General features: G+C 71.9%; 22 protein-coding genes. 16 read left to right on the top strand and 6 right to left on the bottom strand.

Annotation, left to right across the window (positions count from 1 at the left end; all coding sequences use genetic code 11):
• The first annotated feature begins 58 nt into the window (after positions 1 to 58).
• A complete protein-coding gene (gene ggt, locus ACFXI4_RS13255) occupies positions 59 to 1,855 on the top strand; it encodes a gamma-glutamyltransferase (RefSeq protein WP_384990029.1) in 1,797 nt (598 codons plus the stop codon).
• Between the two features lie 38 nt (positions 1,856 to 1,893).
• Here ggt and ACFXI4_RS13250 read toward each other — a convergent pair whose 3' ends face one another.
• Together ACFXI4_RS13250 and map are read right to left on the bottom strand one after the other, a co-directional pair.
• Positions 1,894 to 4,437 (bottom strand): ATP-dependent Clp protease ATP-binding subunit, encoded by a 2,544-nt coding sequence (locus tag ACFXI4_RS13250; protein WP_384990027.1) that lies wholly within the window; start codon positions 4,435 to 4,437, stop codon positions 1,894 to 1,896.
• Positions 4,438 to 4,586: 149 nt separating this feature from the next.
• Entirely contained in the window at positions 4,587 to 5,366 is a 780-nt protein-coding gene (map, locus tag ACFXI4_RS13245) for a type I methionyl aminopeptidase (protein ID WP_362732275.1), read from the bottom strand.
• A 57-nt stretch (positions 5,367 to 5,423) separates the two neighbouring features.
• Between map and ACFXI4_RS13240 the strand changes: the two genes are divergently transcribed.
• The 9 genes from ACFXI4_RS13240 (at position 5,424) to ACFXI4_RS13200 (ending at position 16,435) form a co-directional block, all read left to right on the top strand.
• Positions 5,424 to 5,675 carry a helix-turn-helix transcriptional regulator gene (locus tag ACFXI4_RS13240; protein ID WP_362732273.1) on the top strand — a complete coding sequence of 84 codons (252 nt, stop codon included), beginning with the start codon at positions 5,424 to 5,426 and terminating at the stop codon, positions 5,673 to 5,675.
• A 126-nt stretch (positions 5,676 to 5,801) separates the two neighbouring features.
• Positions 5,802 to 7,184: a hypothetical protein gene (locus ACFXI4_RS13235; RefSeq protein ID WP_384990026.1), complete on the top strand. Its 1,383-nt coding sequence runs from the start codon at positions 5,802 to 5,804 to the stop codon at positions 7,182 to 7,184.
• 216 nt (positions 7,185 to 7,400) lie between these two features.
• Positions 7,401 to 8,243 carry a nitrilase-related carbon-nitrogen hydrolase gene (locus tag ACFXI4_RS13230; RefSeq protein WP_362728928.1) on the top strand — a complete coding sequence of 281 codons (843 nt, stop codon included), beginning with the start codon at positions 7,401 to 7,403 and terminating at the stop codon, positions 8,241 to 8,243.
• The gene (locus ACFXI4_RS13225; RefSeq protein WP_362728930.1) at positions 8,240 to 9,523 is read left to right on the top strand and encodes an aspartate aminotransferase family protein; all 1,284 of its coding nucleotides are present in this window, start codon (positions 8,240 to 8,242) and stop codon (positions 9,521 to 9,523) included. The genes ACFXI4_RS13230 and ACFXI4_RS13225 overlap by 4 nt, the downstream gene beginning before the upstream one ends.
• A 186-nt stretch (positions 9,524 to 9,709) precedes the next feature.
• The gene (locus tag ACFXI4_RS13220) at positions 9,710 to 11,293 is read left to right on the top strand and encodes a PucR family transcriptional regulator (protein ID WP_384990024.1); all 1,584 of its coding nucleotides are present in this window, start codon (positions 9,710 to 9,712) and stop codon (positions 11,291 to 11,293) included.
• Between the two features lie 170 nt (positions 11,294 to 11,463).
• Positions 11,464 to 12,306, top strand: a complete 843-nt coding sequence (locus ACFXI4_RS13215) for a nitrilase-related carbon-nitrogen hydrolase (RefSeq protein ID WP_384990022.1) — start codon at positions 11,464 to 11,466, stop codon at positions 12,304 to 12,306.
• A 34-nt stretch (positions 12,307 to 12,340) separates the two neighbouring features.
• The gene (gene hydA / locus ACFXI4_RS13210) at positions 12,341 to 13,744 is read left to right on the top strand and encodes a dihydropyrimidinase (RefSeq protein ID WP_362718363.1); all 1,404 of its coding nucleotides are present in this window, start codon (positions 12,341 to 12,343) and stop codon (positions 13,742 to 13,744) included.
• Between the two features lie 11 nt (positions 13,745 to 13,755).
• Positions 13,756 to 14,778, top strand: coding sequence for a TIGR03842 family LLM class F420-dependent oxidoreductase (locus ACFXI4_RS13205; protein WP_384990021.1), 1,023 nt, complete (start codon positions 13,756 to 13,758; stop codon positions 14,776 to 14,778).
• 130 nt (positions 14,779 to 14,908) lie between these two features.
• A complete protein-coding gene (locus ACFXI4_RS13200) occupies positions 14,909 to 16,435 on the top strand; it encodes an NCS1 family nucleobase:cation symporter-1 (protein ID WP_384990020.1) in 1,527 nt (508 codons plus the stop codon).
• A gap of 24 nt (positions 16,436 to 16,459) precedes the next feature.
• Here ACFXI4_RS13200 and ACFXI4_RS13195 read toward each other — a convergent pair whose 3' ends face one another.
• Positions 16,460 to 17,140: a hypothetical protein gene (locus tag ACFXI4_RS13195; RefSeq protein WP_384990018.1), complete on the bottom strand. Its 681-nt coding sequence runs from the start codon at positions 17,138 to 17,140 to the stop codon at positions 16,460 to 16,462.
• A 237-nt stretch (positions 17,141 to 17,377) separates the two neighbouring features.
• Positions 17,378 to 17,656 carry a GlsB/YeaQ/YmgE family stress response membrane protein gene (locus ACFXI4_RS13190; RefSeq protein ID WP_384990017.1) on the bottom strand — a complete coding sequence of 93 codons (279 nt, stop codon included), beginning with the start codon at positions 17,654 to 17,656 and terminating at the stop codon, positions 17,378 to 17,380.
• Between the two features lie 236 nt (positions 17,657 to 17,892).
• Here ACFXI4_RS13190 and ACFXI4_RS13185 point away from each other — a divergent pair, with 236 nt between their 5' ends.
• Both ACFXI4_RS13185 and ACFXI4_RS13180 read left to right on the top strand, forming a co-directional pair.
• The gene (locus ACFXI4_RS13185; RefSeq protein ID WP_384990016.1) at positions 17,893 to 18,255 is read left to right on the top strand and encodes an ArsR/SmtB family transcription factor; all 363 of its coding nucleotides are present in this window, start codon (positions 17,893 to 17,895) and stop codon (positions 18,253 to 18,255) included.
• A gap of 236 nt (positions 18,256 to 18,491) precedes the next feature.
• Positions 18,492 to 20,189: an LCP family protein gene (locus ACFXI4_RS13180; RefSeq protein WP_384990014.1), complete on the top strand. Its 1,698-nt coding sequence runs from the start codon at positions 18,492 to 18,494 to the stop codon at positions 20,187 to 20,189.
• 55 nt (positions 20,190 to 20,244) lie between these two features.
• Here ACFXI4_RS13180 and ACFXI4_RS13175 read toward each other — a convergent pair whose 3' ends face one another.
• Positions 20,245 to 20,469, bottom strand: a complete 225-nt coding sequence (locus ACFXI4_RS13175) for a hypothetical protein (protein WP_384990012.1) — start codon at positions 20,467 to 20,469, stop codon at positions 20,245 to 20,247.
• Positions 20,470 to 20,769: 300 nt separating this feature from the next.
• Between ACFXI4_RS13175 and ACFXI4_RS13170 the strand changes: the two genes are divergently transcribed.
• The 4 genes from ACFXI4_RS13170 (at position 20,770) to ACFXI4_RS13155 (ending at position 25,494) form a co-directional block, all read left to right on the top strand.
• Positions 20,770 to 22,533: a gamma-glutamyltransferase family protein gene (locus tag ACFXI4_RS13170; protein WP_384990055.1), complete on the top strand. Its 1,764-nt coding sequence runs from the start codon at positions 20,770 to 20,772 to the stop codon at positions 22,531 to 22,533.
• A 110-nt stretch (positions 22,534 to 22,643) separates the two neighbouring features.
• The gene (locus tag ACFXI4_RS13165) at positions 22,644 to 23,492 is read left to right on the top strand and encodes an inositol monophosphatase family protein (RefSeq protein ID WP_384990011.1); all 849 of its coding nucleotides are present in this window, start codon (positions 22,644 to 22,646) and stop codon (positions 23,490 to 23,492) included.
• Positions 23,493 to 23,578: 86 nt separating this feature from the next.
• The gene (locus ACFXI4_RS13160) at positions 23,579 to 24,988 is read left to right on the top strand and encodes a phytoene desaturase family protein (RefSeq protein WP_384990009.1); all 1,410 of its coding nucleotides are present in this window, start codon (positions 23,579 to 23,581) and stop codon (positions 24,986 to 24,988) included.
• Entirely contained in the window at positions 24,985 to 25,494 is a 510-nt protein-coding gene (locus ACFXI4_RS13155; protein ID WP_362729257.1) for an O-acetyl-ADP-ribose deacetylase, read from the top strand. Before ACFXI4_RS13160 ends, ACFXI4_RS13155 begins: the two co-directional genes overlap by 4 nt.
• Here ACFXI4_RS13155 and ACFXI4_RS13150 read toward each other — a convergent pair.
• The gene (locus ACFXI4_RS13150) at positions 25,464 to 26,123 is read right to left on the bottom strand and encodes a substrate-binding domain-containing protein (RefSeq protein WP_384990053.1); all 660 of its coding nucleotides are present in this window, start codon (positions 26,121 to 26,123) and stop codon (positions 25,464 to 25,466) included. The two genes, ACFXI4_RS13155 and ACFXI4_RS13150, sit on opposite strands and share 31 nt — an antisense overlap.
• Between the last annotated feature and the right edge of the window lie 243 nt (positions 26,124 to 26,366).

Genomic DNA, 26,366 nt, shown 5'->3' with positions numbered 1-26,366 from the left:
TGTCGGGACCGGGGCCCCGCCGATACGCTGCGCGGACGTTCCGGAACTGGAGGTGCGGATGCGTCGCCCTGTCACGCGGAAACTGACCGTTCTGGCGGTCTCGGCCGTCGTGGTCTCGGTGGGGGCCGCGGCACCCCCCGCGTCCGGCGGCGCGGGCGTCGCGAAGTCACCGGTGGCCGTCGGCTACGGCGGCGCGGTCTCCAGCGTGGACGCGGACGCCACCGCCGCCGGTGTCGAGGTACTCCGCAAGGGCGGCAACGCGGTCGACGCGGCCGTGGCGACCGCCGCCGCGCTCGGGGTCACCGAGCCCTACTCCTCCGGCGTCGGCGGTGGCGGCTATTTCGTCTACTACGACGCCAAGTCCCGCCAGGTGCACACCATCGACGGCCGCGAGACCGCGCCGCTGACCGCCGACTCCGGCCTCTTCACGGAGAACGGCAAGCCCCTCTCCTTCGCGGACGCCGTCAGCAGCGGGCTCAGCGTCGGCACCCCGGGGACGCCGGCCACCTGGCAGACCGCGCTCGACCGGTGGGGGACCGAACGGCTCGGCACCGTGCTCAGGCCGGCCGAGCGGATCGCACGCGACGGTTTCGTCGTCGACGACACGTTCCGGTCGCAGACCGCGTCCAACGAGACGCGCTTCCGGTACTTCCCGGACACGGCCGAGCTGTTCCTGCCGGGCGGGCAGCTGCCGGCGGTCGGCTCCACCTTCAAGAACCCCGACCTGGCCCGGACCTATCAGGAGCTGGGACGCAAGGGGGTCGCGGCGATCTACCGCGGAGACCTCGGCAAGGACATCATCTCGACGGTCAACAAGCCTCCGGTGGACCCCGGTTCGGGGTGGAACGCCCGGGCGGGCAAGCTGTCGGCGAAGGATCTGGCCGCGTACCGGGCCAAGGCGCAGGCGCCCACCGAGACGTCGTACCGCGGGCTGAAGGTGTACTCGATCGCGCCGTCCTCGTCCGGCGGGACGACCGTCGGGGAAGCCCTCAACATCCTGGAGAACAGCGACCTCTCGAAGGCGAGCGAGGTGCAGTACCTGCACCACTTCATCGAGGCGAGCCGGATCTCGTTCGCGGACCGCGGCAGGTGGGTCGGCGACCCCGCGTTCGAGGACGTGCCGACGAAGGGACTGCTGTCCCAGCGGTACGCCGACGAGCGCGCGAAGCTGATCAGTGACGACGCGGTGCTGGCCAGCCCGGTCGCACCGGGCGACCCCGAAAACCCCGGCTCGGCCGGTACGCCGGCGCCGACCACGTACGAGGGCGAGAACACCACGCACCTCACGGTCGCCGACAAGTGGGGGAACGTCGTCTCCTACACGCTGACCATCGAGCAGACCGGCGGCAGCGCGATCACGGTTCCCGGGCGGGGGTTCCTGCTCAACAACGAGCTGACCGACTTCTCGTTCACGCCGGCGAACCCCGCGGTGCACGACCCGAACCTGCCCGGGCCGGGGAAGCGGCCGCGCTCCTCCATCTCACCGACGATCGTGCTCGACAAGGCCGACAGGCCCGTGGTGGCGGTCGGTTCGCCCGGTGGGGCGACCATCATCACCACCGTGCTCCAGGTGCTGACCGAGTTCCTCGACCGGCATCTGCCGTTGGTGGACGCGATCGCCGCGCCCCGGGCGTCGCAGCGCAACGCGGCGAAGACCGAGTTGGAGCCCGTGCTGTACAACGACCCCGTGTTGCGGGGCAAGTTGGAGGCCATCGGGCATTCGTTCTCGCTGAATCCCGAGATCGGTGCGGCTACCGGGGTGCAGCGGCTGCCGGGCGGGAAGTGGCTGGCGGCGGCGGAGACGGTGCGGCGGGGCGGGGGAGCCGCCCAAGTGGTGGACCCGGCTCGGCGGTAGCGCGGTCGCGGAGCGGGGGGCACGACCAGCCCCCGCTCCTAGAGGGGCGCATTTTCCGGGCGGAACTCCAGGCGGCCGTCCGTGACGTCCACCGTCACCGTGCCGCCCTCCGTGACCGTGCCGTCCAGCAGCAGCCGGGAGAGCTGGTTGTCGACTTCCCGCTGGATGGTCCGCCGCAGCGGTCGTGCGCCGTACTCCGGCTGATAGCCGTGTTCTGCCAGCCAGTCGACCGCCGCGTCCGTGAAGTGGGCCGTGATGCCCTGGGCGTGCAGCATGCGGCGGGTGTGCTCCAGGAGCAGCTCGGTGATCTGGTGCAGCTGGTCGCCGGTGAGCTGGCGGAAGACGACGATCTCGTCGATGCGGTTCAGGAACTCCGGGCGGAAGTGGTCCCGGAGCGGGCGCAGGACCTGTTCCCTGCGGGCCTCCTGCGTCGCCTCCTCCCCGCTGGGGCCGAAGCCGACACTTGCGCCCCGCCTGGTGATCACGTCCGAGCCCAGATTGCTCGTCATCACGATGACCGTGTTGGTGAAGTCCACCGTGCGGCCCTGGGAGTCGGTCAGTCGGCCGTCGTCCAGGACCTGGAGCAGGATGTTGAAGACGTCCGGATGGGCCTTCTCCACCTCGTCGAGGAGCAGGAGCGAGTAGGGGTGGCGGCGCACCACCTCGGTGAGCTGCCCGGCCTCCTCGTGACCGATGTAGCCGGGCGGGGCCCCGACCAGGCGGGAGACGGTGTGGCGCTCCTGGTACTCGCTCATGTCCAGGCGCACCATCCGGTCCTCGCTGCCGAACAGGACCTCCGCGAGGGCGCGGGCCAGTTCGGTCTTGCCGACACCGGTCGGGCCGAGGAAGAGGAAGCTGCCGATCGGGCGGTCCGCGCTGGAGAGCCCGGCGCGGGAGCGGAGCACCGCCTCGGAGACGACGGCGACCGCCTCGTCCTGGCCGACGACCCGCTGGTGCAGATGAGCCTCCAGGCCGAGCAGCCGTTCCTTCTCCTCCTGGGTGAGGCTGCTGACCGGGATGCCGGTCTGGCGGGACACCACCTCGGCGATCGCCTCGGCCGTCACCTCCAGGCTCATCCCCTCGTCCGCCAGGTCCTCGCCGGAGACCTCGGTGATGCGCGTCCTCAACTCCACGACGCGGTCGCGGAGCTGGGTCGCGTGCTCGTACTGCTCGTCGGCGACCGCCTGGTCCTTGTCCCGGGTGAGCTGCTCGATCTCGCGCTCCATGGCCCGTACGTCGCTGCCCTTGGCCCGGGAGCCGAGCCGGACGCGGGCGCCGGCCTGGTCGATCAGGTCGATCGCCTTGTCCGGCAGCCTGCGGTCGGTGAGGTAGCGGTCGGACAGTTCCACGGCCGCGACCAGCGCCTCGTCGGTGTAGCGGACCTGGTGGTGGGCCTCGTAGCGGTCGCGCAGGCCGCGCAGGATCTCGATGGTGTCCGGGACAGTGGGCTCGGGAACCAGGATCGGCTGGAACCGGCGGGCCAGTGCCGCGTCCTTCTCGATCTTGCGGAACTCCTCCAGCGTGGTCGCGCCCACGATGTGCAGCTCGCCCCGGGCCAGTGCCGGCTTGAGGATGTTGCCCGCGTCCATCGAGCCGCCCTCGCCGCCGCCTCCGGCGCCGACCACGGTGTGCAGTTCGTCGAGAAAGACGATCAGTTGCTCGGAGTGGGCGCGGATCTCCTTCACGATGGTGGTCAGGCGTTCCTCGAAGTCACCCCGGAAGCGGGTGCCCGCGACCACGCCGGGCAGGTCGAGGGCGATCACCCGGCGCCCGGAGAGGATGTCCGGCACGTCCTGGTCGGCGATCCGCTGGGCCAGGCCCTCGACGATCGCGGTCTTGCCGACACCGGCGTCGCCGATCAGCACGGGGTTGTTCTTGCCGCGCCGGGAGAGCACCTCGATGGTCTGCTCGATCTCGTCGTCGCGGCCGATGACCGGGTCGATCCGGCCCTCCCCGGCCAGCTCGGTGAGATCGCGGCCGTACTTGTCCAGTGTGGGCGTGCCGGTATGACGGCGGCTGTCCGTACCGGTGAGGACGCGGTCGGTGTCCGGGACGTCGGCCGGCAGACTCGCGGCGAACCGGGCCGCGTTCAGGATGTGTCCGGCGGCCGAGTCCGGGTTGGCGGCCAGCGCGCCCAGGACGTGTTCGGGGCCGATGTATCCGGCGCCCCCGGCCCGGGCCAGATCGTGGGCGTCCAGCAGGGCGCGCTTCACGGCAGGGGTCAGGGACAGCGAGGTCGGCGGGGGCGCCTCGCCGGGCGGGTGCTGGACCGGTCCGGCGCGGCCGTCGATCTCCGTGGCCAGCGAGTCGGGATCCGCGCCGGACCTGCTGAGCAGGGAGCGGGTCGGCTCCGCGGTCAGCGCCGCGCGCAGCAGATGTTCGGTGTCGAGGTCCCGGCTGCCGTGTTCGGCGGCGTACTGGGCGGCGCCCCGGACCAGTTCCCGGGCGGGCTGGCTGAGCAGTCTGCCGATATCGACCTGACGGGGGCCCTGGCGCTCCCCGCCGCCGCCGAAGAAGCGGGCGAGGAACTCTCCGAAAGGATCCTGTCCGAAGTCGTTCGGTCCGGGGTAACCGCTGCTCATGAGCGTTCGTTCCGTTCCGGCGTCCCGGCACCTGGCGGGACGCGCTCGCTGGTCGACGTGCCGGTCCGCGCGGGTGCCCCCGGGAGGACCCGGTCACACCACCTTCGCACGCCTGCCCGAAGGGGGCATGTCCAGCACTTCGCCGGCTCTCAGTTCTCCGGACTCCGCTCCGTGAGGATCCGCGGCCCCGCCTCCGTGATCGCCACCGTGTGCTCCACGTGCGCCGCGCGGGATCCGTCGTTCGTGCGCAGGGTCCAGCCGTCCGGAGCCTCGTGGTAGCCGTCCCGGCCACCGGCGATCAGCATGGGCTCGATCGCGAGGGCCATGCCGTGCCGGAGCGGCAGGCCGCGGCCGGGACGGCCCTCGTTGGGCACCTCCGGGTCCTCGTGCATCCGGCGGCCGATGCCGTGCCCGCCGAAGCCCTGCGGGATGCCGTAGCCGGCCTCGCGGCAGACCCGGCCGACGGCGTGCGCGATGTCACCGATGCGGTTGCCGACGACCGCCGCCGCGATGCCCGCCGCCAGGGCCCGCTCTGCCGTTTCGACCAGCCGTACGTCCGCCGGGCGCGCCTTGCCGACCGTGAAGCTGATCGCCGAGTCGCCGACCCAGCCGTCGAGCTCCGCCCCGCAGTCGATGGAGACCAGGTCGCCGTCGCGCAGCCGGTAGGAGGTCGGGATGCCGTGCACGATCGCGTCGTTGACCGAGGCGCAGATGACGGCGGGGAACGGGGTGGCCGCGAACGAGGGCCGGTACCCGAGGAAGGGGGAGGAGGCCCCGGCCGCGCGCAGCACCCCGCGCGCCACCTCGTCCAGCTCGAGGAGGGAGACGCCGACACCGGCGGCCTCCCGTACGGCCGTCAGGGCCTGCCCGAGGACCTGGCCCGCGCCGTACATCGCCTCGATCGATACGTCTGTCTTCAGTTCCACCATGCCAATTACTATACCGGCTTTCTCGACCGGCTAAGAATCACGGCTTAGGATGGGGGCATGGTGCGCACCCCCCTCACCCCGGAAGAGCGCGAACGCGGCGAGCGTCTCGGGCAGATGCTGCGCGAGGCGCGCGGTGACCGGAGCATGACCGAGGTGGCGGCCGAGGCCGGCATCTCGGCCGAGACGCTCCGCAAGATCGAGACCGGCCGGGCGCCGACCCCCGCTTTCTTCACCGTCGCCGCGCTCGCCCGTGCGCTCGGCCTGTCGATGGACGAACTGGTGATCCGCTGCGCCCTGGTCCCGGTGTGACGCGCATCGGTCAAGATCCCGCAATGAGGACTCCGCGCGCCCGCTGAAAACTCCCCGTAGCAGCCCCGTAACACGACTGGTGTTGCCTACGAAGCCGGAGTGTTCCGGTCGGGCGGGAGTCGAGCGATGACTGTGGATCAACTCCCGGGAGGAATGCGGGAGTTCGCAAACTACCTCAACGGTCTGCTGGCACGCCTGGACCAGGGCGGCGGCTGGTGCGCGGTGTTCTGGCAGCGCGATCCCGACGGTATGCGGGCCTGCCTCGGCGCACGGGAGGTTCCGCCCTGGGACGTGGTGGCCGCGCTTCTCCAGGACCTCGCGACCGCCTACGGTCCCGAGGCGGCCGCCCGCGCCGCGGAACAGGCCCGGCAGCTGCACGCCGGCGCCCTCGCCGCCTGCGACGCCCGGCCGGGCGCCCGGGAGGATCTGGTCGACCGCCTCGACGTCATGCTCCGCGAGCAGCGTTACGCCGCCGAACGGCTGGCCCAGGTCGGCCGCGCGTACACCTCCGCGCACTCCCGCGAGGAGGCCGAGTCCCTCGACGTCGACCTGGCCTGGGCCCGCGACGACCACGAACGGGCCTCCGCCCGGTGTGTCGAACTCCGGCACCGGATAGGCCGGCTGGAGCGACGGTACGAGCCGGCAGCGCCGCCCGACGACCCGGCCGCCGAACCGCGGGCGACCGCCCGCGCCACCGCGGCCGGCACCGCCACGGCGCCGGCCGCCCCGGAGCCGTCCGAAGTCCCGGCCTCCGCTCCCGGCCCGGACCCCGCCCCCGCCAGACCGCGCAAGCGGCGGCGGGGCAGTGCCCGGTTCGCCGGGATGGCGGAGGACGAAGTCCCGCCCGGCGCCGTACCGCAGACGCCGGCGGTGCCCGTGCCCGTGGCTCCCGACGGCCGCCGCACCCCGCGCGGAGCCCGGTTCGCCGGGGCCGCCGAGGCGCCGGCGCGGCCGGAGCCGGTCGCGGAGCAGGCCGACGAGGAGGCGGCACAGGCCGTGGCGGGGGCCGTGGCGCGACTGGAACGGCTGCGGTCCGAGAGCCGCACCGGAGAGGCGCACGCGCTGCTGGCCGAGGCCGCGCAGTGGCCCGCCGCCCGCTTCCCGCTGCTCGCGGACGCCCTCCAGCGGGCCGGGCTCGGCGCCGACTGGGCCACGCTGCTGTGGGAGACGGCCTCGCTGCCGCCCGCCCGGCTGGTGGCAGCCGCCGACGCGCTGACCGCCGCGGGCCGGACCGCCGACGGCCGGCAGATCCTCCGCCAGGGCGTGGTCCGGCCCGCCGCGGAGATCGGCGAGGCCGTCCTCGTGCTGGACACGGCGGGCCGGCACCGGGAGGTCCGGGCCCTGCTGGACACCTACGTCCAGGTCCGCCCGCCGGAGGAGGCGGCGCACAGCGCGGAGCCGGACCCGCACCGCCTGGCGCCACTGCTTCTCCGCTCGGCGCGGTCGTTCTCGGACCGCTGCTACTGGGACGTGCTCCACGCCCTGCGCGTCGCGGGCCTCGCAGCCTGACCGGCCTCGGTTCCCGCGCTCTTCCAGGGCGCGGGAAACCGCGCGACCAGCCCCCCGCACCGGCACCCGGCAGGCGGCCGAAGCGACGGCGGAGCCCTCCGACTCGTCCACCGGGGTAAGAAACGAGATCGACTCGGCGGCTTAACGACGATGGTCTTGGCAAGGACTCCGAGGACGCCTACTTTCGACCCTCTACGGGCGTAGAAGGAGCAGCTCATGGCCAACGTCGTACGCGCCGCTCTGGTCCAGGCCACCTGGACGGGCGACACCGAGTCCATGGTGGCGAAACACGAGGCGCACGCCCGCGAGGCGGCCCGGCAGGGTGCGAAGATCATCGGATTCCAGGAAGTCTTCAACGCCCCCTACTTCTGCCAGGTCCAGGAACCCGAGCACTACCGCTGGGCCGAGCCGGTCCCCGACGGCCCCACGGTCCGTCGTATGCAGGAGCTGGCCCGCGAGACCGGCATGGTGATCGTCGTCCCGGTCTTCGAGGTCGAGCAGTCCGGGTTCTACTACAACACCGCGGTCGTGATCGACGCCGACGGCAGCGTCCTCGGCAAGTACCGCAAGCACCACATCCCTCAGGTCAAGGGCTTCTGGGAGAAGTACTACTTCAAGCCCGGGAACGCCGGCTGGCCGGTCTTCGACACCGCCGTCGGCAAGATCGGCGTGTACATCTGCTACGACCGCCACTTCCCGGAGGGCTGGCGGCAACTCGGCCTCAACGGCGCCCAGCTGGTGTACAACCCGTCGGCCACCTCGCGCGGCCTGTCGGCCTACCTCTGGCAGCTGGAGCAGCCCGCGGCAGCCGTCGCCAACGAGTACTTCGTCGCCGCCATCAACCGGGTCGGCCAGGAGGAGTACGGGGACAACGACTTCTACGGCACGAGCTATTTCGTCGATCCACGTGGGCAGTTCGTGGGGGAGGTCGCCGGCGACAAGGACGAGGAACTCGTCGTCCGCGACCTCGACTTCGGCCTGATCGACGAAGTGCGGCAGCAGTGGGCCTTCTACCGCGACCGCCGTCCCGACGCCTACGAAGGGCTGGTACAGCCGTGAACGACCTCTTCGCCCGCCACCGCCAGGTCCTGCCCGACTGGCTGGCCCTCTACTACGACGAACCGCTGGAGATCACCCACGGCGAGGGCCGGCACGTCTGGGACGCCGACGGCAACCGCTACCTCGACTTCTTCGGCGGCATCCTCACCACGATGACCGCGCACGCCCTCCCCGAGGTGACGAAGGCGGTGAGCGAGCAGGCCGGGCGGATCATCCACTCCTCCACGCTCTACCTGAACCGCCCGATGGTCGAACTGGCCGAGCGGGTCGCCCACCTGAGCGGCATCCCGGACGCCCGGGTCTTCTTCACCACCTCCGGCACCGAGGCCAACGACACCGCCCTGCTGCTCGCGACGACCTACCGCCGGACCAACACCATCCTGGCGATGCGCAACAGCTACCACGGCCGTTCCTTCAGCGCCGTCGGCATCACCGGCAACAAGGGCTGGTCCCCGACCTCCCTCTCGCCGCTGCAGACGCTGTACGTCCACGGCGGCGTCCGCACCCGTGGCCCGTACGCCGAGCTGAACGACCGTGACTTCATCGCGGCCTGCGTGGAGGACCTGCGCGACCTGCTCGGCCACACCCGGCCGCCGGCGGCGCTGATCGCCGAGCCCATCCAGGGCGTCGGCGGCTTCACCTCCCCGCCCGACGGCCTGTACGCGGCCTTCCGCAAGGTCCTCCAGGAGCAGGGCATCCTCTGGATCGCCGACGAGGTGCAGACCGGCTGGGGCCGCACCGGCGAGCACTTCTGGGGCTGGCAGGCGCACGGCCAGAGCGGCCCGCCGGACATCGTGACCTTCGCCAAGGGCATCGGCAACGGCATGTCCATCGGCGGGGTGATCGCCCGCTCCGAGATCATGAACTGCCTCGACTCCAACAGCATCTCGACGTTCGGCGGCACCCAGATCACCATGGCGGCGGGCCTCGCCAACCTGTCGTACCTCCTGGACCACGACCTCCAGGGCAACGCCCGCCGGGTGGGCGGCCTCCTCATCGAACGTCTCCGCTGCGTCGCCGCCCAGCTGCCCGGCGTACGGGAGGTCCGGGGCCGTGGCCTGATGATCGGCGTCGAACTGGTCAGGCCCGGCACGGACGAGGCCGACCCCAAGTCCGCCTCGAAGGTCCTGGAGACGGCGCGTGAGGGCGGCCTCCTGATCGGCAAGGGCGGCGGCCACAACACGAGCGCGCTGCGCATCGCGCCACCGCTGTCCCTGACGGTCGCGGAGGCGGAGGAAGGCGCCGCGATCCTCGAACAGGCGCTGAGGAGTGCCTACTGAGCGGTCGGCCGGAAGCGTGCCCGGCAGGCCGTGTGCCGACCGAGGCGCCGTCGTGGCCGCTCGCGCGGTTCCCCGCGCCCCTGACGGGGCCCCAGGCAGCGCCCCCCAAGGCGCGGGGAACCGCGCGACCGGCCCCCACCGGCCCGCAGCTGCGAACGCACCGATCCGGACCAAGGGACACGCGAGATGACCGCCACCTGGGATCCTCCGAACACCGCACACGCCCCCACCCTGTCGGTCCGTCAGGTCCTGGCCCTGGAGCGGGTCCTGGCCGGTGACCCCGAGGTCGTCGCCGGCGCCGCCCACCTCGACCGTCCCGTCCGCTGGGTGCACGTCGCCGAGGCCCCCGACGTCGGCGTCATGCTCACCGGCGGCGAGATGGTCCTCACCACCGGTGTCCTGCTGGCGGACGACGCGCACAAACAAGCCGAGTACATCCAGTCCCTGCACCGGGCCGAGGCCGCCGCGGTCGTCCTCGGCCTCGGCCGGGCCTTCCCCTCCCCACCCGAGGCCATGCGCCGCGCGGCGGACCGCTGCGGCCTCCCCCTGGTGGTCCTGCACCGCCCGTTCCCCTTCGCCGAGCTGACCGAGGAGGTCCAGTCCCGGCTGGTCCGGCGGAAGTTCGCCGCCGTCAGCCTCTCCGAGTCGGTCCGCACCGTGCTCACCGGACTCATCACCGCCGGCGCCCCCCTGCAGAGCCTCCTCGACGAGGTCGCCGGGCACAGCGCCTGTCCGGTCGTCGTCACCAACCTCGCCCACCGGGTTCTGGCCACCGCGGGGGAGCGGTCGGCCGTGGACGACGTGCTGCGTGACTGGGAGCGCATCTCCCGGCAGGCCGGCGGCGGCGAGGGCGGCGGCTGGATCCGCGCCGAACTCGGCGGCCGCGGTGAGCGCTGGGGGCAGATCATGCTCTGCGGCTACCGCGGCGACACCGCCACCGGGCGGCTGCTCGCCGACCGCGGCGCCGAGGCCCTCGTCCTGCACCGCATGCTCGGCGGCGGCTCCGCCCACAGCTGGGAGGAGCAGTCCGCGCAGAGCCTGCTCACGGACCTGGTCTCGGGGGTCGTACCGGCCCGGCAGCTGCTGCCCAGGGCGCGGGCGGCCGGACTGCCGGTGAACCGGAGGACCTTCGTCCCCGTCGTCGTACGGGACGCCGAACCGGCCCAACTGGAGCGGACCCTGCGTCTGCTGGGGCTGCCCGGACTCGTCGCCGAGCTCACCGAGCGGGTCACCGCCGTCCTGCTCAGCCTGGCCCGGGACCAGGACGCCGACGCCCTCGCCGCGCACTTCGCCGTCCGCCTGCACGGCGAGTCGGCGGAGCCGCACGTGGTGGTCGCCGCGGCCGGCCCGCGTACCGCCTGGGACGACGTGCCCGCCGGTCTGCGCGAGGCCCAGCACGTGGCCGACGCCGTGGCCGACTCCACGGCGGCCCTCGACCTGCCACCCGTCGTCCGGCTCAGGGACGTACACCTGCGGGGTCTGCTCCGGCTGCTCCGCGACGACCCGCACGTACAGTCCTTCGCCGAGCGCGAGCTGGACGGGCTGCTGTGCGGAAAGGGCGTCGACCAGGACCTGCTCGGCGTCCTGCGGACCTACCTCGCCACCGGGCGCAACAAGTCCCGCACCGCCCAGCTGCACCATGTCTCGCGGCCCGCGCTGTACCGCCGTCTGGAAGCCATACAGGCCCGGCTCGGCGTCGACCTCGACGACTTCGAACAGGCGGCCTCCGTGCACATCGCGCTCCTCGCACACGACGCGCAACAGGGGTGAAATATGCGACGACCTGGGAAAACGGCGGTGAAACATGAGCCGACGACCGTGTGACACCGTGACACGCGGAGCGCCCGCAGACGTGACACGCTGCCACTCAAAGCCCGCTCGCCGACTTCCTAGGCTCCTCGCACATCGAGCGACACACGCCCGAGCGACCGGAGGTCCCGATGAGCCGAGTGATTCGTGCCGCCCTGTTCCAGACCGCCTGGACCGGCGACAAGGAGTCGATGATCCAGGTCCACGAACAGGCGGCCCGCGACGCGGCCGCGCAGGGAGCCCAGGTCCTGTGCTTCCAGGAACTGTTCTACGGACCCTACTTCTGCCAGGTCCAGGACAAAGCGTTCTACGAGTACGCCGAGCAGGTACCCAACGGCCCGGTCGTCCAGCGTTTCCAGGCCCTCGCGCGGGAGCTGGGCATCGTCCTGATCCTGCCGGTGTACGAGGAGGAGCAGCCCGGCGTCCTCTACAACACCGCGGCCGTGATCGACGCGGACGGTTCCTACCTCGGCAAGTACCGCAAGCACCACATCCCCCAGGTCCCCGGATTCTGGGAGAAGTTCTACTTCCGTCCGGGGAACGCGGGCTGGCCGGTCTTCGAGACCGCGGTCGGGAAGATCGGCGTCTACATCTGCTACGACCGGCACTTCCCGGAGGGCTGGCGGGCGCTGGGCCTCGGCGGCGCCGAGATCGTCTTCAACCCGTCGGCCACCTCGCGCGGACTCTCCCGCTACCTGTGGCAGTTGGAGCAGCCGGCGGCGGCCGTGGCCAACGAGTACTTCGTCGGCGCGATCAACCGGGTAGGTGTCGAGGACCTGGGCGACAACGACTTCTACGGGACCTCGTACTTCGTGGACCCGGAGGGGCAGTTCGTGGGCGAGGTGGCCTCCGACAAGGAGACCGAGCTCGTCGTCCGCGACCTCGACCTGGCCAAGCTGCGCGAGGTCCGCGACCGCTGGCAGTTCTTCCGGGACCGCCGCCCGGACGCGTACGGCCCGATCACCGCACCGTAACCGCACCAGAGCCGAGCAGGGCAGGAGAGGGAGAATGAGCAGCCGTACCGTCATCCGGGGCGGACTCGTCATCACCGCGTCCGACGAGATCCACGCCGACGTCCTGATCGAGGACGGCCGTATCGCCGCCCTCGCCGCCTCCGCGACCCCCGTCGCCGAGACCTTCACCGCCGAGCGCACCATCGACGCCACCGGCAAGTACGTCATCCCGGGCGGTGTCGATGCCCACACCCACATGGAACTGCCGTTCGGCGGCACCTTCGCATCCGACACCTTCGAGACCGGAACCCGCGCCGCCGCCTGGGGCGGTACGACCACGATCGTCGACTTCGCCGTGCAGAGCGTCGGGCACGGTCTGCGCGAGGGGCTCGACGCCTGGCACGCCAAGGCCGAGGGCAACTGCGCGATCGACTACGGCTTCCACATGATCGTCTCCGATGTGAACCAGGAGACCCTCAAGGAGATGGACCTGCTGGTCGAGGAGGGGGTGACCTCCTTCAAGCAGTTCATGGCCTACCCCGGCGTCTTCTACTCCGACGACGGCCAGATCCTGCGCGCCATGCAGCGCTCCGCCGAGAACGGCGGCCTGATCATGATGCACGCCGAGAACGGCATCGCCATCGACGTGCTGGTGGAACAGGCGCTGGCCCGCGGCGAGACCGACCCCCGCTACCACGGCGAGGTGCGCAAGGCGCTGCTGGAAGCCGAGGCCACCCACCGCGCCATCCGGCTCGCGCAGGTGGCGGGTGCGCCCCTGTACGTCGTGCACGTCTCGGCGATGGAGGCGGTGGCCGAGCTGGCACGGGCGCGTGACGAGGGGCTGCCCGTCTTCGGCGAGACCTGTCCGCAGTACCTTTTCCTGTCGACCGACAACCTCGCCGAGCCCGGCTTCGAGGGCTCGAAGTACGTGTGCTCGACCCCGCTGCGGCCCAGGGAGCACCAGGCCAAGCTCTGGCAGGGCCTTCGGACCGATGACCTCCAGGTGGTCTCCACCGACCACTGCCCGTTCTGCTTCGTCGGCCAGAAGGAGCTGGGGCGGGGCGACTTCTCGAAGATCCCCAACGGCCTGCCCGGTGTCGAGAACCGCATGGACCTGCTCCACCAGGCCGTCGTCGACGGGCACATCTCGCGCCGGCGCTGGATCGAGATCGCCTGCGCCGCTCCGGCCCGGATGTTCGGGATGTATCCCAAGAAGGGCACCATCACCCCGGGTGCCGACGCCGACGTCGTCATCTACGACCCGCACGCCGAGCAGATCGTCTCCGCGGAGACCCACCACATGAACGTCGACTACTCGGCGTACGAGGGCAGGCGGCTCACCGGCCGGGTCGAGACGGTCCTCTCGCGCGGCGAACCCGTCATCACCGAGCGGGAGTACACCGGACACGCCGGGCACGGCGTCTACACCCCGCGCTCCACCTGTCAGTACCTCAACTAGGAGTGGCGCTTATGGACTTCGGACTCGTCCTGCAGACCGATCCGCCGGCCTCCCGTGTCATCAGCCTGATGAAGCGGGCCGAACGCAACGGGTTCTCGTACGGCTGGACCTTCGACTCCGCCGTGCTGTGGCAGGAACCGTTCGTGATCTACAGTCAGATCCTGGCCAACACCACGAAGTTGACGGTCGGGCCGATGGTCACCAACCCGGGCACCCGTACCTGGGAGGTCACCGCCTCCACCTTCGCCACCCTCAACGACATGTTCGGCAACCGCACGGTCTGCGGCATCGGCCGCGGCGACTCCGCGATGCGGGTGGCCGGGCGCAAGCCCAACACCCTCGCCCGGATCAGCGAGGCCATGAAGGTCATCCGCGCCCTCGGCAGCGGGGGCGAGGCCGACCTGGGCGACGGCACGGCGATCAGGTTCCCGTGGATCAAGCCGGACGCCCGGCTCCCGGTCTGGATGGCCGCGTACGGGCCCAGGGCCCTGAAGATGACCGGTGAGGAGGCCGACGGGTTCATCCTCCAGCTCTCCGACCTCTACCTCACCGAGTACATGGTCAAGGCGGTCAAGGACGCGGCGGCCGCCGCCGGCCGCGACCCGTCCGAAGTGACGATCTGCGTCGCCGCCCCCGCCTACGTCACCGAGGACGACTCGCCCGAGGCCCTGGCACACGCCCGCGACCAGTGCCGCTGGTTCGGCGGCATGGTCGGCAACCACGTCGCCGATCTGGTCGCCAAGTACGGCGAACACTCCTCCCAGGTCCCCGAGGAACTCACCGACTACATCAAGTCACGCCAGGGGTACGACTACTCGCACCACGGGCGCAGCGGCAACCCCGACACCGAGTTCGTCCCCGACGAGATCGTCGACCGGTTCTGCGTCATCGGACCGCCCGAGAAGCACATCGAGAAGCTGAACGCACTGCGTGAACTGGGCGTCGACCAGTTCGCCGTCTACGACATGCACGACGCGCAGGAGGCCACCATCGACGCCTACGGGAGCAAGGTCATCCCCGCCGTCAACGGTTAGCCCATTCCTGGCAGTTGGTCTCCCCCTTCCCGCCGTCCCGGGAAGGGGGTCAGGGCGCACCCCACACGCGTACCCCCCGCCCCGCCCGCACGGCCTGTCTCCCGTCCCGTCTCCTCCCGATTGGCCTGCCATGACCGACACCGCTCCCACGGCCATACCGCCGTCCGGTCAAGTAACCACCTCCGACGGGCGCGTAGAGCTCGCCCCGGGCTCCCCGCCGCCGGCCGGGCCCTACGCCAACCAGGACCTGCTGCCGGTCCCCGTCGAAAAGCGCACCTGGACCACGTACAACTTCTCCGCACTCTGGGTCGGCATGGCCCACAACACGGCGTCCTGGACCCTGGCCTCCGGGCTGATCGCGGTGGGCATGGACTGGAAACAGGCCGTGTTCACCATCGCCCTCGCCAACCTGATCGTCCTCGTCCCGATGCTGCTCACCGGGCACGCCGGACCGAAGTACGGCATCCCCTTCCCGGTCTTCGCCCGGGCCAGCTTCGGCGTGCGCGGAGCCAACCTCCCCGCCGTCGTCCGGGCGTTGGTGGCCTGCGGCTGGTTCGGCATCCAGACCTGGATCGGCGGCGAGGCCATCTACTTCCTGGCCGGCAAGCTCATCGGCGACAGCTGGGCGAACGCCTCGCACATCGGCGGCCACGCCTGGACCATGTGGCTGTCGTTCGCGCTCTTCTGGGTGCTCCAGGTCGCCATCATCTACCGGGGCATGGAGACCATCCGCCGCTTCGAGAACTGGGCCGCGCCCTTCGTGATCGTCGGCGCGGTGGTGATGCTGATCTGGATGAGCAACAAGGCCGGGGGCGTCGGACCGCTCTTCGACCAGCCCTCCAAGCTCGGCTGGGGCGGCGACTTCTGGAAGCTGTTCTGGCCCTCGCTGATGGGCATGATCGGTTTCTGGTCCACCCTGAGCCTGAACATCCCCGACTTCACCCGGTACGGCAAGAGCCAGAAGGCGCAGACCTGGGGCCAGGCCCTCGGCCTGCCGACCACCATGACCCTGTTCGCGTTCCTGTCGGTCCTGGTGACCTCCGGCTCCCAGGCCGTGTACGGCGAGCCGGTCTGGGACCCGGTCCAGCTGGCCGCCAAGACGGACAACGTGGTCGGGCTGCTCTACGCCCTGGTCACCGTCCTCGTCGCGACCCTGTCCGTGAACATCGCGGCCAACCTGGTGTCACCGGCGTTCGACTTCTCCAACGTCGCGCCCCGGAAGATCAGTTTCCGCACCGGCGCCCTGATCACCAGCGTGCTCGCCGTGGTGATCTTCCCCTGGAAGCTGTACTCCGACCCGCAGGGCTACATCTTCACCTGGCTCGGCCTGGTCGGCGGTCTGCTCGGCACGGTCGCCGGCATCCTCATCGCCGACTACTGGCTGCTGCGCCGCACCCGCCTCGACCTGACCGACCTGTACCGCACGGGCGGCCGCTACTGGTACGACGGCGGCTGGAACTGGCGGGCGGTCCTCGCCTTCCTCGTCGGAGGCGTGCTCGCCATCGGCGGCGCCAGCTTCAAACCGCTGATCGACGGCCGCCCGATCCCGGCGCTGTCCTCGCTCGCCGACTACGGCTGGGCGGTCGGTCTGGGTACGTCGCTGGTGCTGTATCTGGGCCTGTCGCTGCTGATCAGGCCCACCCCCCGAGCGGCGTGAGCGCGAAGGGCGGCCGGTACTGCCTCACTGGCTGCCCTTCAGCGCGGTCACCGCGCTCTTCGCGGCCTTGATGGCGCCCTTGTTGATCTCGTCCGTGTCCGGCGCCTTCTTGTTCTCGAAGTCGCTGCCGTTGTAGGTGACGACCACCAGAGCGTTGGAGACCTGGGCCATCACCACGCCCTCACGGGTCTGCTGCTTGTCCTCGGTGGTGAGGTTCACCACCGAGTAGCCGCTGTCGCCGAGCCCCGGCACGGCTCCGCCGCCGCTCTTCTCCGCGACCCGCTCCTTGTACTCCTTCGCCGCCGCCGCGTTCGTGTCCATGATCTCGAAGGAGACGTCGAGCCAGCGGTAGTCGTAGCCCTTGAGCGCGTTCCAGGAGCAGGTGCGGCGCAGCTTGGTGTCCGTGGAGGGGATCTCCTTGCCGGCCGTCTTGGCGCCCGGCACCAGCGACTTGATGGTTGCCGCGGGGATGCTCCCGCAGGGCGCGGGCGCACCGTCGTACGTCTTGGCGGCCGCCGTCGACGTGGCGGACGAGGACGGGTCCTCGCTCGTCGACCGGCCGGCGGTCTGCTGGGCCGAGGTGTCACCGGAGGCGGTGCCGGCCGTCTTGTCCGGACCCGATGCCATCGCCCAGCCCGCACAGGCGAGCACGGCGACCGGCGTCAGGCGCGCGGTGAGGGCGAGTGGCAGTGGTAGAGAACGCAAGTCGCACTTCTCGTGGGGGACGGTGTGCCGAGGTGTCCACACTGCGGACGGGACGCCAGTGTCACACGACTCCCCGTGGGGTGGAAGTGGAATCGGCGCCTTGACTGTGCGGGGGGCGCTTACGCCCTGTTGACAGAGCTCGCGAGCCCGTCCCCGTACATCCGGAATGTCGTGTGGCCGCGGTCCGCGTACTTCCGGAATGTCGTGACTGCATCGGGCCCGCAAAGGTGACCGGGGTCACCGCCGTGCGCGGTCCCGCGAGTTGCCGAACAGCAGCCGGTAGGCGATGAGGAGGACCAGGGAGCCGGCGATCGCGGCGCCCCAGGTGTAGAGGTCGAAGAACTGCTTCTCCACCGGGCGGTCGAGGAAGCGGGCCGAGAGCCAGCCCCCGACGAAGGCGCCCGCGACGCCGATGAGGGTGGTGCCGATCAGGCCGCCCGGGTCACGGCCGGGCAGCAGGACCTTGGCGATGGCTCCGGCGAGGAGGCCCAGGATGATCCAGCTGATGATGCCCACGTTCGTCGTCCTCCCGGTGCGGGGTGGTGCCTTGCTCGGTTGCCTTGTTGCGCAAGCTTATGAACGGCGGAGGCCGACGGCAGCGCCTGACGCCGAGCCGTCGAAGATCTGTCACCCGCTCATGACAATGCGGGGAACACGTGGAGGACATTCCGGGGAGGTCGTGCGGGCGGCCGTGACCGCGCGCCTACACTGAGTGCACTTCTGTGTGGCGACGGCGAGGGAGGGAGCGGGCTGTGACCGAGGACCTCGACGGCGTCACGGACCTCTCCGACGGGGTGCTGACGGAGGCGGCCGCGGTGTTCGGGCTGCTCGCCTCGCCGGCCCGGCTGCACCTCGTGTGGGCGCTGTCCCAGGGTGAGAGCGACGTGACGTGCCTCGCCGACCGGGTCGGAGGCGCCCTGCCCGCGGTCAGTCAGCACCTGGCCAAGCTCAAGCTCGCCGGCCTGGTCCGGTCCCGCCGGGAGGGGCGCCGGCAGATCTACTATGTGGACGATCCGGACATCGTGACCGTGGTGCGGGTGACCGTCGGACAGCTGACCGCCCGCACGTACCAAGTTCCGGCACCGGTGCGACGGTTGCGCGAGGCCGGGGTCTGAGCGCGCGGGTACGGTCCCGACGCCTGTGACGCGTCACGGGTTCCGCGAGGGTTCCCGGGCGTTTCCATGAGATCACTCACCTGTGAAATCCGCCGGGATCTGTGCTGCTCGGGCCATGGGTTTGTTAGATTGCGCAATCACGCAACCCAAGTGGGCCCACATCGCGCCTTCCCGTACACCGCCGGGTACGGGTCGGCCCGACCGTCGCGGGCCCCACCCGTTCATGGGAGTGGAAGATGACCGACCCGTGGGACGGCCCGGGGGGGCAGGCCACGCGGAGCCGCACCGACCGGGTGCCCGGACAGCGCGGTGCACTGCCTGACGGGACGCGCCCGACCGGCGGCCGGGCCGCGGCCCGGCAGGCGGCCAGGAACCGCGGCGGCAAAGGGGCCCGGCGGGCCAGGCCGACCGGCCGCGGCAGGCGGGCGCTGAAGATCCTCGGCGTGGTCACCGCCGTCCTGGTCCTGGTCACGGCCGGCGCGGGCTGGTGGTTCTACCAGCACCTGAACGGCAACATCAACAGCGTCTCCCTCGACGGCAAGGGCGGCACGGAGAAGGCCGACGCGTTCGGCCGGACCCCGATCAACATCCTGGTGATCGGCTCGGACGGCCGGACCAGCTCCGAGGACTGCAAGCTCGGCGGCGGCTGCAGGACCACCGGGGTACAGACCGGCAACGGCAACGCGGACGTGGAGATGGTCGTCCACATATCCGCGGACCGCTCCAACGCCACGGTCATGAGCATCCCCCGCGACACCATGGTCAACGTGCCGGCCTGCAAGGACAAGGCGAGCGGCCAGTCCACGTCCGGCTACTACGGCCAGGTCAACAGCGCCCTGGAGTACGGGCCCGCCTGCCAGGTCGACACCATCCACCAGCTCACCGGCATCACCATCGACCACTTCGTCAAGCTCGACTTCTCGGGCGTGGTCAAGATGTCCGACGCGGTCGGCGGTGTCTCCGTCTGCGTCAACTCCAACGTGTACGACACCTACTCGCACCTCAAGCTGTCCAAGGGCCCCCACACCCTCAAGGGCGAGGCCGCGCTGGAGTTCGTCCGCTCCCGGCACGGCTTCGGAGACGGCAGCGACCTCGGCCGCACCGTCTCCCAGCACATCTTCCTCAGCGCGATGATGCGCAACTTCAAGAGCGCGGGAACGCTCACCGACCCCACCGCGGTCTACAAGCTCGCCGACGCCGCCACCAAGGCGCTCACCGTGGACGACGGCCTCGGCAGCGTCAAGAAGCTGATATCGCTCGCGGCCGACGTGAACAAGGTCCCCACCAAGCGGATGACCTTCACCACCATGCAGACCGCCCCGGACCCGAACAACAGCAACCGCGTGGTGGTCGGCGACGGCGCCAAGGACCTGTTCGCCACGATGGCCAACGACCAGTCGCTGACCACCGGTTCCGGCAAGAAGTCGTCGGCGGCCGACGCCACCGGAAAGCCCAGGGCCACCACCGCGACCGTACCCGCGGCCCAGATCGCCGTGACCGTCGAGAACGGCACCGACATCACGGGCCGCGCCTCCGCGATCGCCGGCGCCCTGATCTCGCAGGGCTTCAACAGCGGTACGAGCACGGCCAACGCGCCCGACTCCGCGACCACGACCACCGTGACCTACGGCAGCGGCGACAAGGCCGCGGCACAGACCGTCGCCAAGGCGCTGGACGTGCCCACCTCGCACGTCAAGCAGGGCACGGGCACCGGCGTGACCCTGGTCATCGGCAGCGACTGGACCACCGGCACCAGCTACCCGGCCAAGTCCGGCGACACCAAGGCCGCCGTCTCCAACGCCAACGCCTCCACCGCCGACGACTCCAAGACCTGCGCCAAGGTCAGCCCCTACAGGACGGTCAGCCTCAACGGGGTCGCCATGACACCGGCCCAGGCGTACGCGGCGAGCAACAAGCCCGACTCGGACGACTAGGACGCGCGCCGCCGGGGGTGCTCGACGCGGATGCGCAGCGGGGCGAGCAGGTCGTTCACGTAGTCGCGGCCGGCCGGGTGTCCAGCTCCAGCGGTGCCTGGGAGGACGGCTGGAGCAGGGCGGGGCAGTGCTCCGGTTCGCACAGGGCGCACACCTCGCCGGAGAGCAGGCCCGAGTCCTGGCGCGAGGGCCAGCGCAGGCCCACCGCCCAGTCGGCCTGGCCGCGGATCCAGGAACCCCGGCGGCGGGTGCGCGGACAGGCCGGGGCCTCGGCCTGCACGAGCCGGACTCGCCGGGTGACTGGGGCACACGTCGCCGGCCATCACCCCTCGACCACTCGCCCACCTCATGCCGGAGACGGCAAAGAAAGGGAGGCGGGGAAGAACCGGAGGCGGGGAAGAAGAGGAGCAGGGCGGTCGATAGCCTTCCGGGGGAGTGGGCGAAGGAGACCCCTGGCGGACATCCCCAGATTCTCCCCAGGCCCCCTCGTGAGCGCCCGTCATCCGGGCCGGTACACGTAAAGAGCGAGGTGGGAGACCCTGTGTTCACGACCCGACCGACCCTCCAGGGCACCTTCGGCATGGTGTCCTCCACGCACTGGCTGGCCTCCCAGTCGGCGATGGCGGTCCTGGAGAACGGCGGCAACGCGTACGACGCGGCCGTCGCGGGCGCGTTCGTCCTGCACGTGGTCGAGCCGCACCTCAACGGACCCGCCGGCGAGGTACCGATCCTGCTCGCCCCGGCCGGCGGCGAGGTGCGGGTGCTGTGCGGGCAGGGCGTGGCCCCCGCCGGCGCCACCGTCGCCCACTACCGGGAGCTCGGACTGGACCTGGTCCCCGGCACCGGCCCGCTGGCCGCGGCCGTTCCCGGCGCCTTCGACGCCTGGCTGCTCCTGCTGCGCGACCACGGCACCAAGCCGCTGGACGAGGTCCTGGCGTACGCGATCGGGTACGCCGAGCACGGGCACCCGGCCGTGGAGAACGTCGGCGCGACCGTGGCGAGCGTACGGGAGCTGTTCGAGACCGAGTGGACCTCGTCGGCGGACCTGTACCTGGCCGGCGGCCGTGGGCCCCGGCCCGGCGAACTGCTGCGCAACCCGGCCCTCGCGGCCACCTGGCGGCGGCTGCTGGCGGAGACCGCGGGCGCCGGGGACCGCGAGGCGCGGATCGACGCGGCCCGTGCGGTGTGGCGCACCGGCTTCATCGCGGAGGCCCTGGTCCGCCAGGCCGCCCGCCCCACCATGGACACCAGCGGCGAGCGGCACACCGGCACCCTCACCGCCGCCGACCTGGCCGGCTGGTCCGCGAGCTACGAGCCCCCGGTGTCGTACGAGTGGAACGGCTGGACCGTGTGCAAGGCGGGCCCCTGGAGCCAGGGCCCGGCCTTCCTCCAGCAGCTCGCGCTGCTGCCGCCCGGCCTCTCCGAGCTGCCCGCGTACGGCTCCGCCGGCTATCTGCACCTGCTGATCGAGGGCTGCAAGCTCGCCATGGCCGACCGCGAGGCCTGGTACGGGGACGCGGCCGAGGTACCGCTGGCCGAACTGCTTTCGGACGCCTACAACGCGGAGCGGCGCGGGCTGGTCGGCGCCGAGGCCTCCGCCGAGCTGCGGCCGGGCAGTCCCGGCGGCCGGGTGCCCCGGCTGCCCGGGTACGCGCGCCTGGAGGCCGCGCGCGGCACCGCCTTCGATCCGATGGGCGCCGGTGAGCCGACGGTCGCGCAGGTCGCCGCCGACGGCACCACCCGGGGCGACACCTGCCACCTGGACGTCGTCGACCGCTGGGGCAACATGGTCGCCGCCACCCCCAGCGGCGGCTGGCTCCAGTCCAACCCCGTCGTCCCCGAGCTGGGCTTCCCGCTGGGCACCCGGCTCCAGATGGCCTGGCTGGAGGAGGGCCTGCCGAACTCCCTCACTCCCGGCCGTCGCCCCCGGACCACGCTCACCCCGTCCGTCGCCCTGCGCGACGGAGTTCCGGTACTGGCCTTCGGCACGCCCGGCGGTGACCAGCAGGACCAGTGGCAGCTGCACTTCTTCCTCGCCGTCGCGCTGCGCGGGGAGGTGCGCGGCGGCCTCGACCTGCAGGGCGCGATCGACGCGCCGAACTGGCACAACGACAGCTTCCCCAGCTCCTTCTACCCGCGCGGGCGCCGCCCGGGCAGCGTGACCGTCGAGTCGCGGACGGACCCCGCGGTGGTGGCGGAGCTGCGGCGGCGCGGCCATGACGTGACGGTCGGGCCGGCCTGGTCGGAGGGGCGGCTGTGCGCGGTGGCCCGGGACCCGGAGACCGGGGTGCTGTCGGCGGCGGCGAATCCGCGCGGGATGCAGGGGTACGCGGTGGGACGCTGACCCGGCGGGCCGGCCGTCCACTGATCGTCGGCACCGGTTGTTCGTGCGTATTCCACGTTCCGTACATCCGGGCGGGGGGGATTGTCAGTGACGCGTGCTCTCATGGAGGCATGATCGAAGCAACGGAGACCATCGACGAGTTTCTCCTCCAGCACGCCGGTGACGTCGAGGACGCCATCCGCAAGGCCGCCCGGACCGAGATCATGCCCCGCTGGCGCCGGCTCGCCGACCACGAGATCGACCAGAAGAGCGGCCCGCACGACCTGGTGACGGACGCCGACCGGCTCGCCGAGAGGTACCTCACCGGGGCGTTGGGCGCCCTGCTGCCGGGTTCCGTCGTGGTCGGCGAGGAGGCGGTCCACGCGGACCCGGAGAGCTACGGGGCGCTCCGGGGCGACGCGCCGGTGTGGATAGTCGACCCGGTCGACGGCACCCGCCAGTTCGTGCGCGGCGAGGACGGCTTCTGCACCCTGGTCGCGCTCGCCCACCGGGGCGTTCTGCTCGCCTCCTGGACCTACGCCCCCGCCCGCGAGCAACTCGCCACGGCGGTACGGGGCAAGGGTGCCTTCCTGGACGGCGTACGGCTGCACGCCGGGCCTCCCGCAGCGGGCCAGGACCTGCGGATCGCCACCTCCCACCCGGACTACACGACGGACGCGCAGAAGCGCGCGCTGTTCGCCCTGTGGGTCGACGGCGTCGCCCCGCGCGCCTGCGGCTCGGCGGGTCTCGAGTATCTCGCCGTCGCCCGGGGCGAGTTGGACGCGACCGCGTTCTCGTGGGAGGCCGCCTGGGACCACGCGGCCGGGCTGCTGCTGGTGGAGGAGGCGGGAGGCGCCCACCTCACGCTCGCCGGTGTGCCGTTCCGGATCACGGGGGACAACGCGTTGCCCTTCACCGCGGCCCGCGACGCGGCCACCGCCCACCGGGTGCTGGACCTGCTGCGGAACCCGCACTGGTAACCCCGGACGAGGGCGGTGTCAGTCCAGCGGCATATCCTGAGGCCGAGTGGCCAATCGGCTGACGAAGGGGTGCGAAGGTGCCGTCGATGCTCGATGCGGTCGTGGTGGGGGCGGGACCGAACGGCCTGACGGCCGCCGTGGAGCTGGCCCGGCGCGGCTTCTCCGTCGCGGTCTTCGAGGCCCGGGACACCGTGGGCGGCGGCGCCCGCACCGAGGAGCTCACGCTGCCGGGCTTCCGGCACGACCCGTGCTCCGCGGCGCACCCGCTCGGCATCAACTCGCCCGCGTTCCGGGCCCTGCCCCTGGACCGCTACGGCCTGGAGTGGCTGCACCCCGAGCTGCCGATGGCCCACCCCTTCCCGGACGGCCGGGCCGCCGTACTGGCCCGCTCGGTCGCCGAGACGGCCGCCTCTTTCGGACCGCGTGACGCGGGCACCTACCGCAGGCTGGTCGAGCCGTTCCTGCCCCACTGGGACACCCTGGTCCGGGACTTCATGTCCCTGCCGCTGACCGCGCTGCCCCGCGACCCGCTCACCCTCGCGCGCTTCGGCCTGGTAGGGCTGGAGCCCGCCGCCCTGCTTGTGCGCCGCTTCCGTGAGGAGCGGGCCAGAACCCTCTTCGCCGGCCTCGTCGCCCATGTCATGGCCCCGCTCAGCGGGTTCGCCACCGGTGCCGTCGGCCTGGTCTTCGCGCTCGCCGCGCACGCCCGCGGCTGGCCGGTGGCCCGGGGCGGCTCGCAAGCCGTCTCCGACGCCCTGGCCGCCTACCTCGGGGACCTCGGCGGCGCGATCCACACCGACTACGAGGTCAAGCGCCTGGACGACCTGCCGCCCGCGCGGTCGTACATCTTCGACACCTCGCCGACCGCCCTCGCCCGCATCGCCGGCCTCGGCAACTACTACCAGGACTACCGGTACGGCCCGGGCGTCTTCAAGATCGACTACGCGCTGGACGGGCCGGTCCCCTGGACGGCCCCGGAGGCCCGCCGCGCCGGGACCGTGCAGATCGGCGCGGACAGCGCGGAGATCGGCACCGCGCTGCGGGCCGCCTCCCGCCAGGGCCGCGCCCCCGACCGGCCGTTCATGATCACCGTACAGCCCGGCGTCGTGGACCCGTCCCGCGCCCCCGAGGGCAAGCAGGTCTTCTGGGCCTACGCCCATGTGCCGAACGGCTGGACCGGCGACCTCACCGACGTGATGGAACGCCAACTGGAGCGTTTCGCACCGGGGTTCCGCGATCGCGTGCTGGCCCGCGCCACCGCGGGACCCGCCGAACTCGCCGCCCGCAACGCCAACTACGTCGGCGGCGACATCGGCACCGGTGCGGTCTCCGGCCTGCAGATCCTGCTGCGCCCCAAGCTCTCCCTGTTCCCTTACGGCACCCCGCACCCGGCCGTCTTCATCTGCTCGTCGGCGACCCCGCCCGGCCCGGGGGTACACGGGATGTCGGGACACAACGCGGCCAAGGCCGTCTGGAGGAGGCTGAGACAGTCATGACCCGCATCACGCTCGTCCAGGGCGACATCACCCGGCAGACCGCCGACGCGATCGTCAACGCGGCCAACTCCTCGCTGCTCGGCGGCGGAGGCGTCGACGGTGCCATCCACCGGCGCGGCGGCCCGGCGATCCTGGAGGACTGCCGCAGGCTCCGTGCCGGGCACTACGGCAAGGGCCTGCCCACCGGCCAGGCCGTCGCCACCACCGCCGGCGAACTCGACGCCCGGTGGGTCATCCACACCGTCGGCCCCGTCCACTCCCGCAGCGAGGACCGCTCCGAGCTGCTGGCCTCCTGCTACCGCGAGTCCCTCAAGCGCGCCGACGAACTCGGCGCGCACACCGTCGCCTTCCCCGCCGTCTCCACCGGGATCTACGGCTGGCCGCTGGACGACGGCGCCCGGATCGCCATGGCGACAGTCCGGGAGGCGGACACGGCCGTCGAGGAGGTCCGGTTCGTGCTCTTCGACGAGCGGGCCTACGAGGCGTTCGCCGCGCAGCTGCCCTGAAGACGGTTCAGGTCGCGGGGGAGTCCGCCGTGGCCCCCGCTCCCGGGACGGGTGCGCTCCCACGGACTCCCGCACCATGATCCGCGCCGGGACCGGCACCAGGGCCGCCGGGTCCAGCCCCAGCGCGGTGCGCCCCGCCGGCCGTGGGCCTCCGCGTCGATGTGCCCGGTGGTCGGGGCGGGCGTGCTCAGCTCGCCGTACCCGGTGTCGTCGTAGCCGGTCACCGCCATGTTGTCGCCGGGGACGGACAGGCCCAGGTCGTGCAGGGCCGTCAGGGTGCGCAGGGCCAGGCCGTCGTCGAAGGCGGCGACCGCCGTGACGCCCGGATGGCCCTCGCGCAGCCCGGCGACCGCGTCGGTGCCCGCCCGCCGCGGTCGCTCCACCGTGACCGGGACCAGCGGCGGCAGGCCGAGGCTGTGCGCGGTGTGCTCGGCGGACCGCCGCCGGGCCCGGGCCCGCGCCGAGTCCTCCTCGGGGAGGGCCGGTGCGATCCGGCGGTGCCCGTGCTCGGCCAGATCCCGGATCTGCGGGGCCGCGTGCGCGGCGAGGCCGTCCCGCCGGCAACCGCCCCCAGGCCCTCCAGGCCGTGACCGGTCAGGTGCGGCTTCGCGAACCGGATGATGGCGCACGGGGTGATCGCGTCCAGCACCTGCCGGGTCGCCGCCGCCGGGCGCCGGCCGTGCCGCACCGGCAGGACATGCCCGTGCGCGGCGAGTTCGTCGTCCAGACCGCGCACGCAGCCGCGCGAGCAGTTGCCCTCCAGACCCCGGTCCAGATCGAGGAGCACCGCCCGGGAGCCGCCCTCGCGCAGGGCGCGCGCCACCCCCGTGCGGGACATGGCCGAGGTCGCGTGCCGCCTGCCGTACCCGGTC

The sequence above is a fragment of the Streptomyces sp. NPDC059224 genome, from assembly GCF_042754285.1.
Taxonomy (GTDB): domain Bacteria; phylum Actinomycetota; class Actinomycetes; order Streptomycetales; family Streptomycetaceae; genus Streptomyces.
This window is presented reverse-complemented; position numbering and strand designations above follow the sequence as displayed.

Bases quoted from the DNA above. Each gene is read 5' to 3' on its own strand.
- ggt (WP_384990029.1), top strand. From the start codon at position 59: ATGCGTCGCCCTGTCACGCGGAAACTGACCGTTCTGGCGGTCTCGGCC.
- ACFXI4_RS13235 (WP_384990026.1), top strand. From the start codon at position 5,802: ATGACTGTGGATCAACTCCCGGGAGGAATGCGGGAGTTCGCAAACTAC.
- ACFXI4_RS13160 (WP_384990009.1), top strand. From the start codon at position 23,579: ATGCTCGATGCGGTCGTGGTGGGGGCGGGACCGAACGGCCTGACGGCC.
- ACFXI4_RS13180 (WP_384990014.1), top strand. From the start codon at position 18,492: ATGACCGACCCGTGGGACGGCCCGGGGGGGCAGGCCACGCGGAGCCGC.
- ACFXI4_RS13205 (WP_384990021.1), top strand. From the start codon at position 13,756: ATGGACTTCGGACTCGTCCTGCAGACCGATCCGCCGGCCTCCCGTGTC.
- ACFXI4_RS13215 (WP_384990022.1), top strand. From the start codon at position 11,464: ATGAGCCGAGTGATTCGTGCCGCCCTGTTCCAGACCGCCTGGACCGGC.
- ACFXI4_RS13250 (WP_384990027.1), bottom strand. From the start codon at position 4,437: ATGAGCAGCGGTTACCCCGGACCGAACGACTTCGGACAGGATCCTTTC.
- ACFXI4_RS13230 (WP_362728928.1), top strand. From the start codon at position 7,401: ATGGCCAACGTCGTACGCGCCGCTCTGGTCCAGGCCACCTGGACGGGC.
- ACFXI4_RS13220 (WP_384990024.1), top strand. From the start codon at position 9,710: ATGACCGCCACCTGGGATCCTCCGAACACCGCACACGCCCCCACCCTG.
- ACFXI4_RS13165 (WP_384990011.1), top strand. From the start codon at position 22,644: ATGATCGAAGCAACGGAGACCATCGACGAGTTTCTCCTCCAGCACGCC.
- hydA (WP_362718363.1), top strand. From the start codon at position 12,341: ATGAGCAGCCGTACCGTCATCCGGGGCGGACTCGTCATCACCGCGTCC.
- ACFXI4_RS13200 (WP_384990020.1), top strand. From the start codon at position 14,909: ATGACCGACACCGCTCCCACGGCCATACCGCCGTCCGGTCAAGTAACC.
- ACFXI4_RS13170 (WP_384990055.1), top strand. From the start codon at position 20,770: ATGGTGTCCTCCACGCACTGGCTGGCCTCCCAGTCGGCGATGGCGGTC.
- ACFXI4_RS13240 (WP_362732273.1), top strand. From the start codon at position 5,424: ATGGTGCGCACCCCCCTCACCCCGGAAGAGCGCGAACGCGGCGAGCGT.
- ACFXI4_RS13155 (WP_362729257.1), top strand. From the start codon at position 24,985: ATGACCCGCATCACGCTCGTCCAGGGCGACATCACCCGGCAGACCGCC.
- map (WP_362732275.1), bottom strand. From the start codon at position 5,366: ATGGTGGAACTGAAGACAGACGTATCGATCGAGGCGATGTACGGCGCG.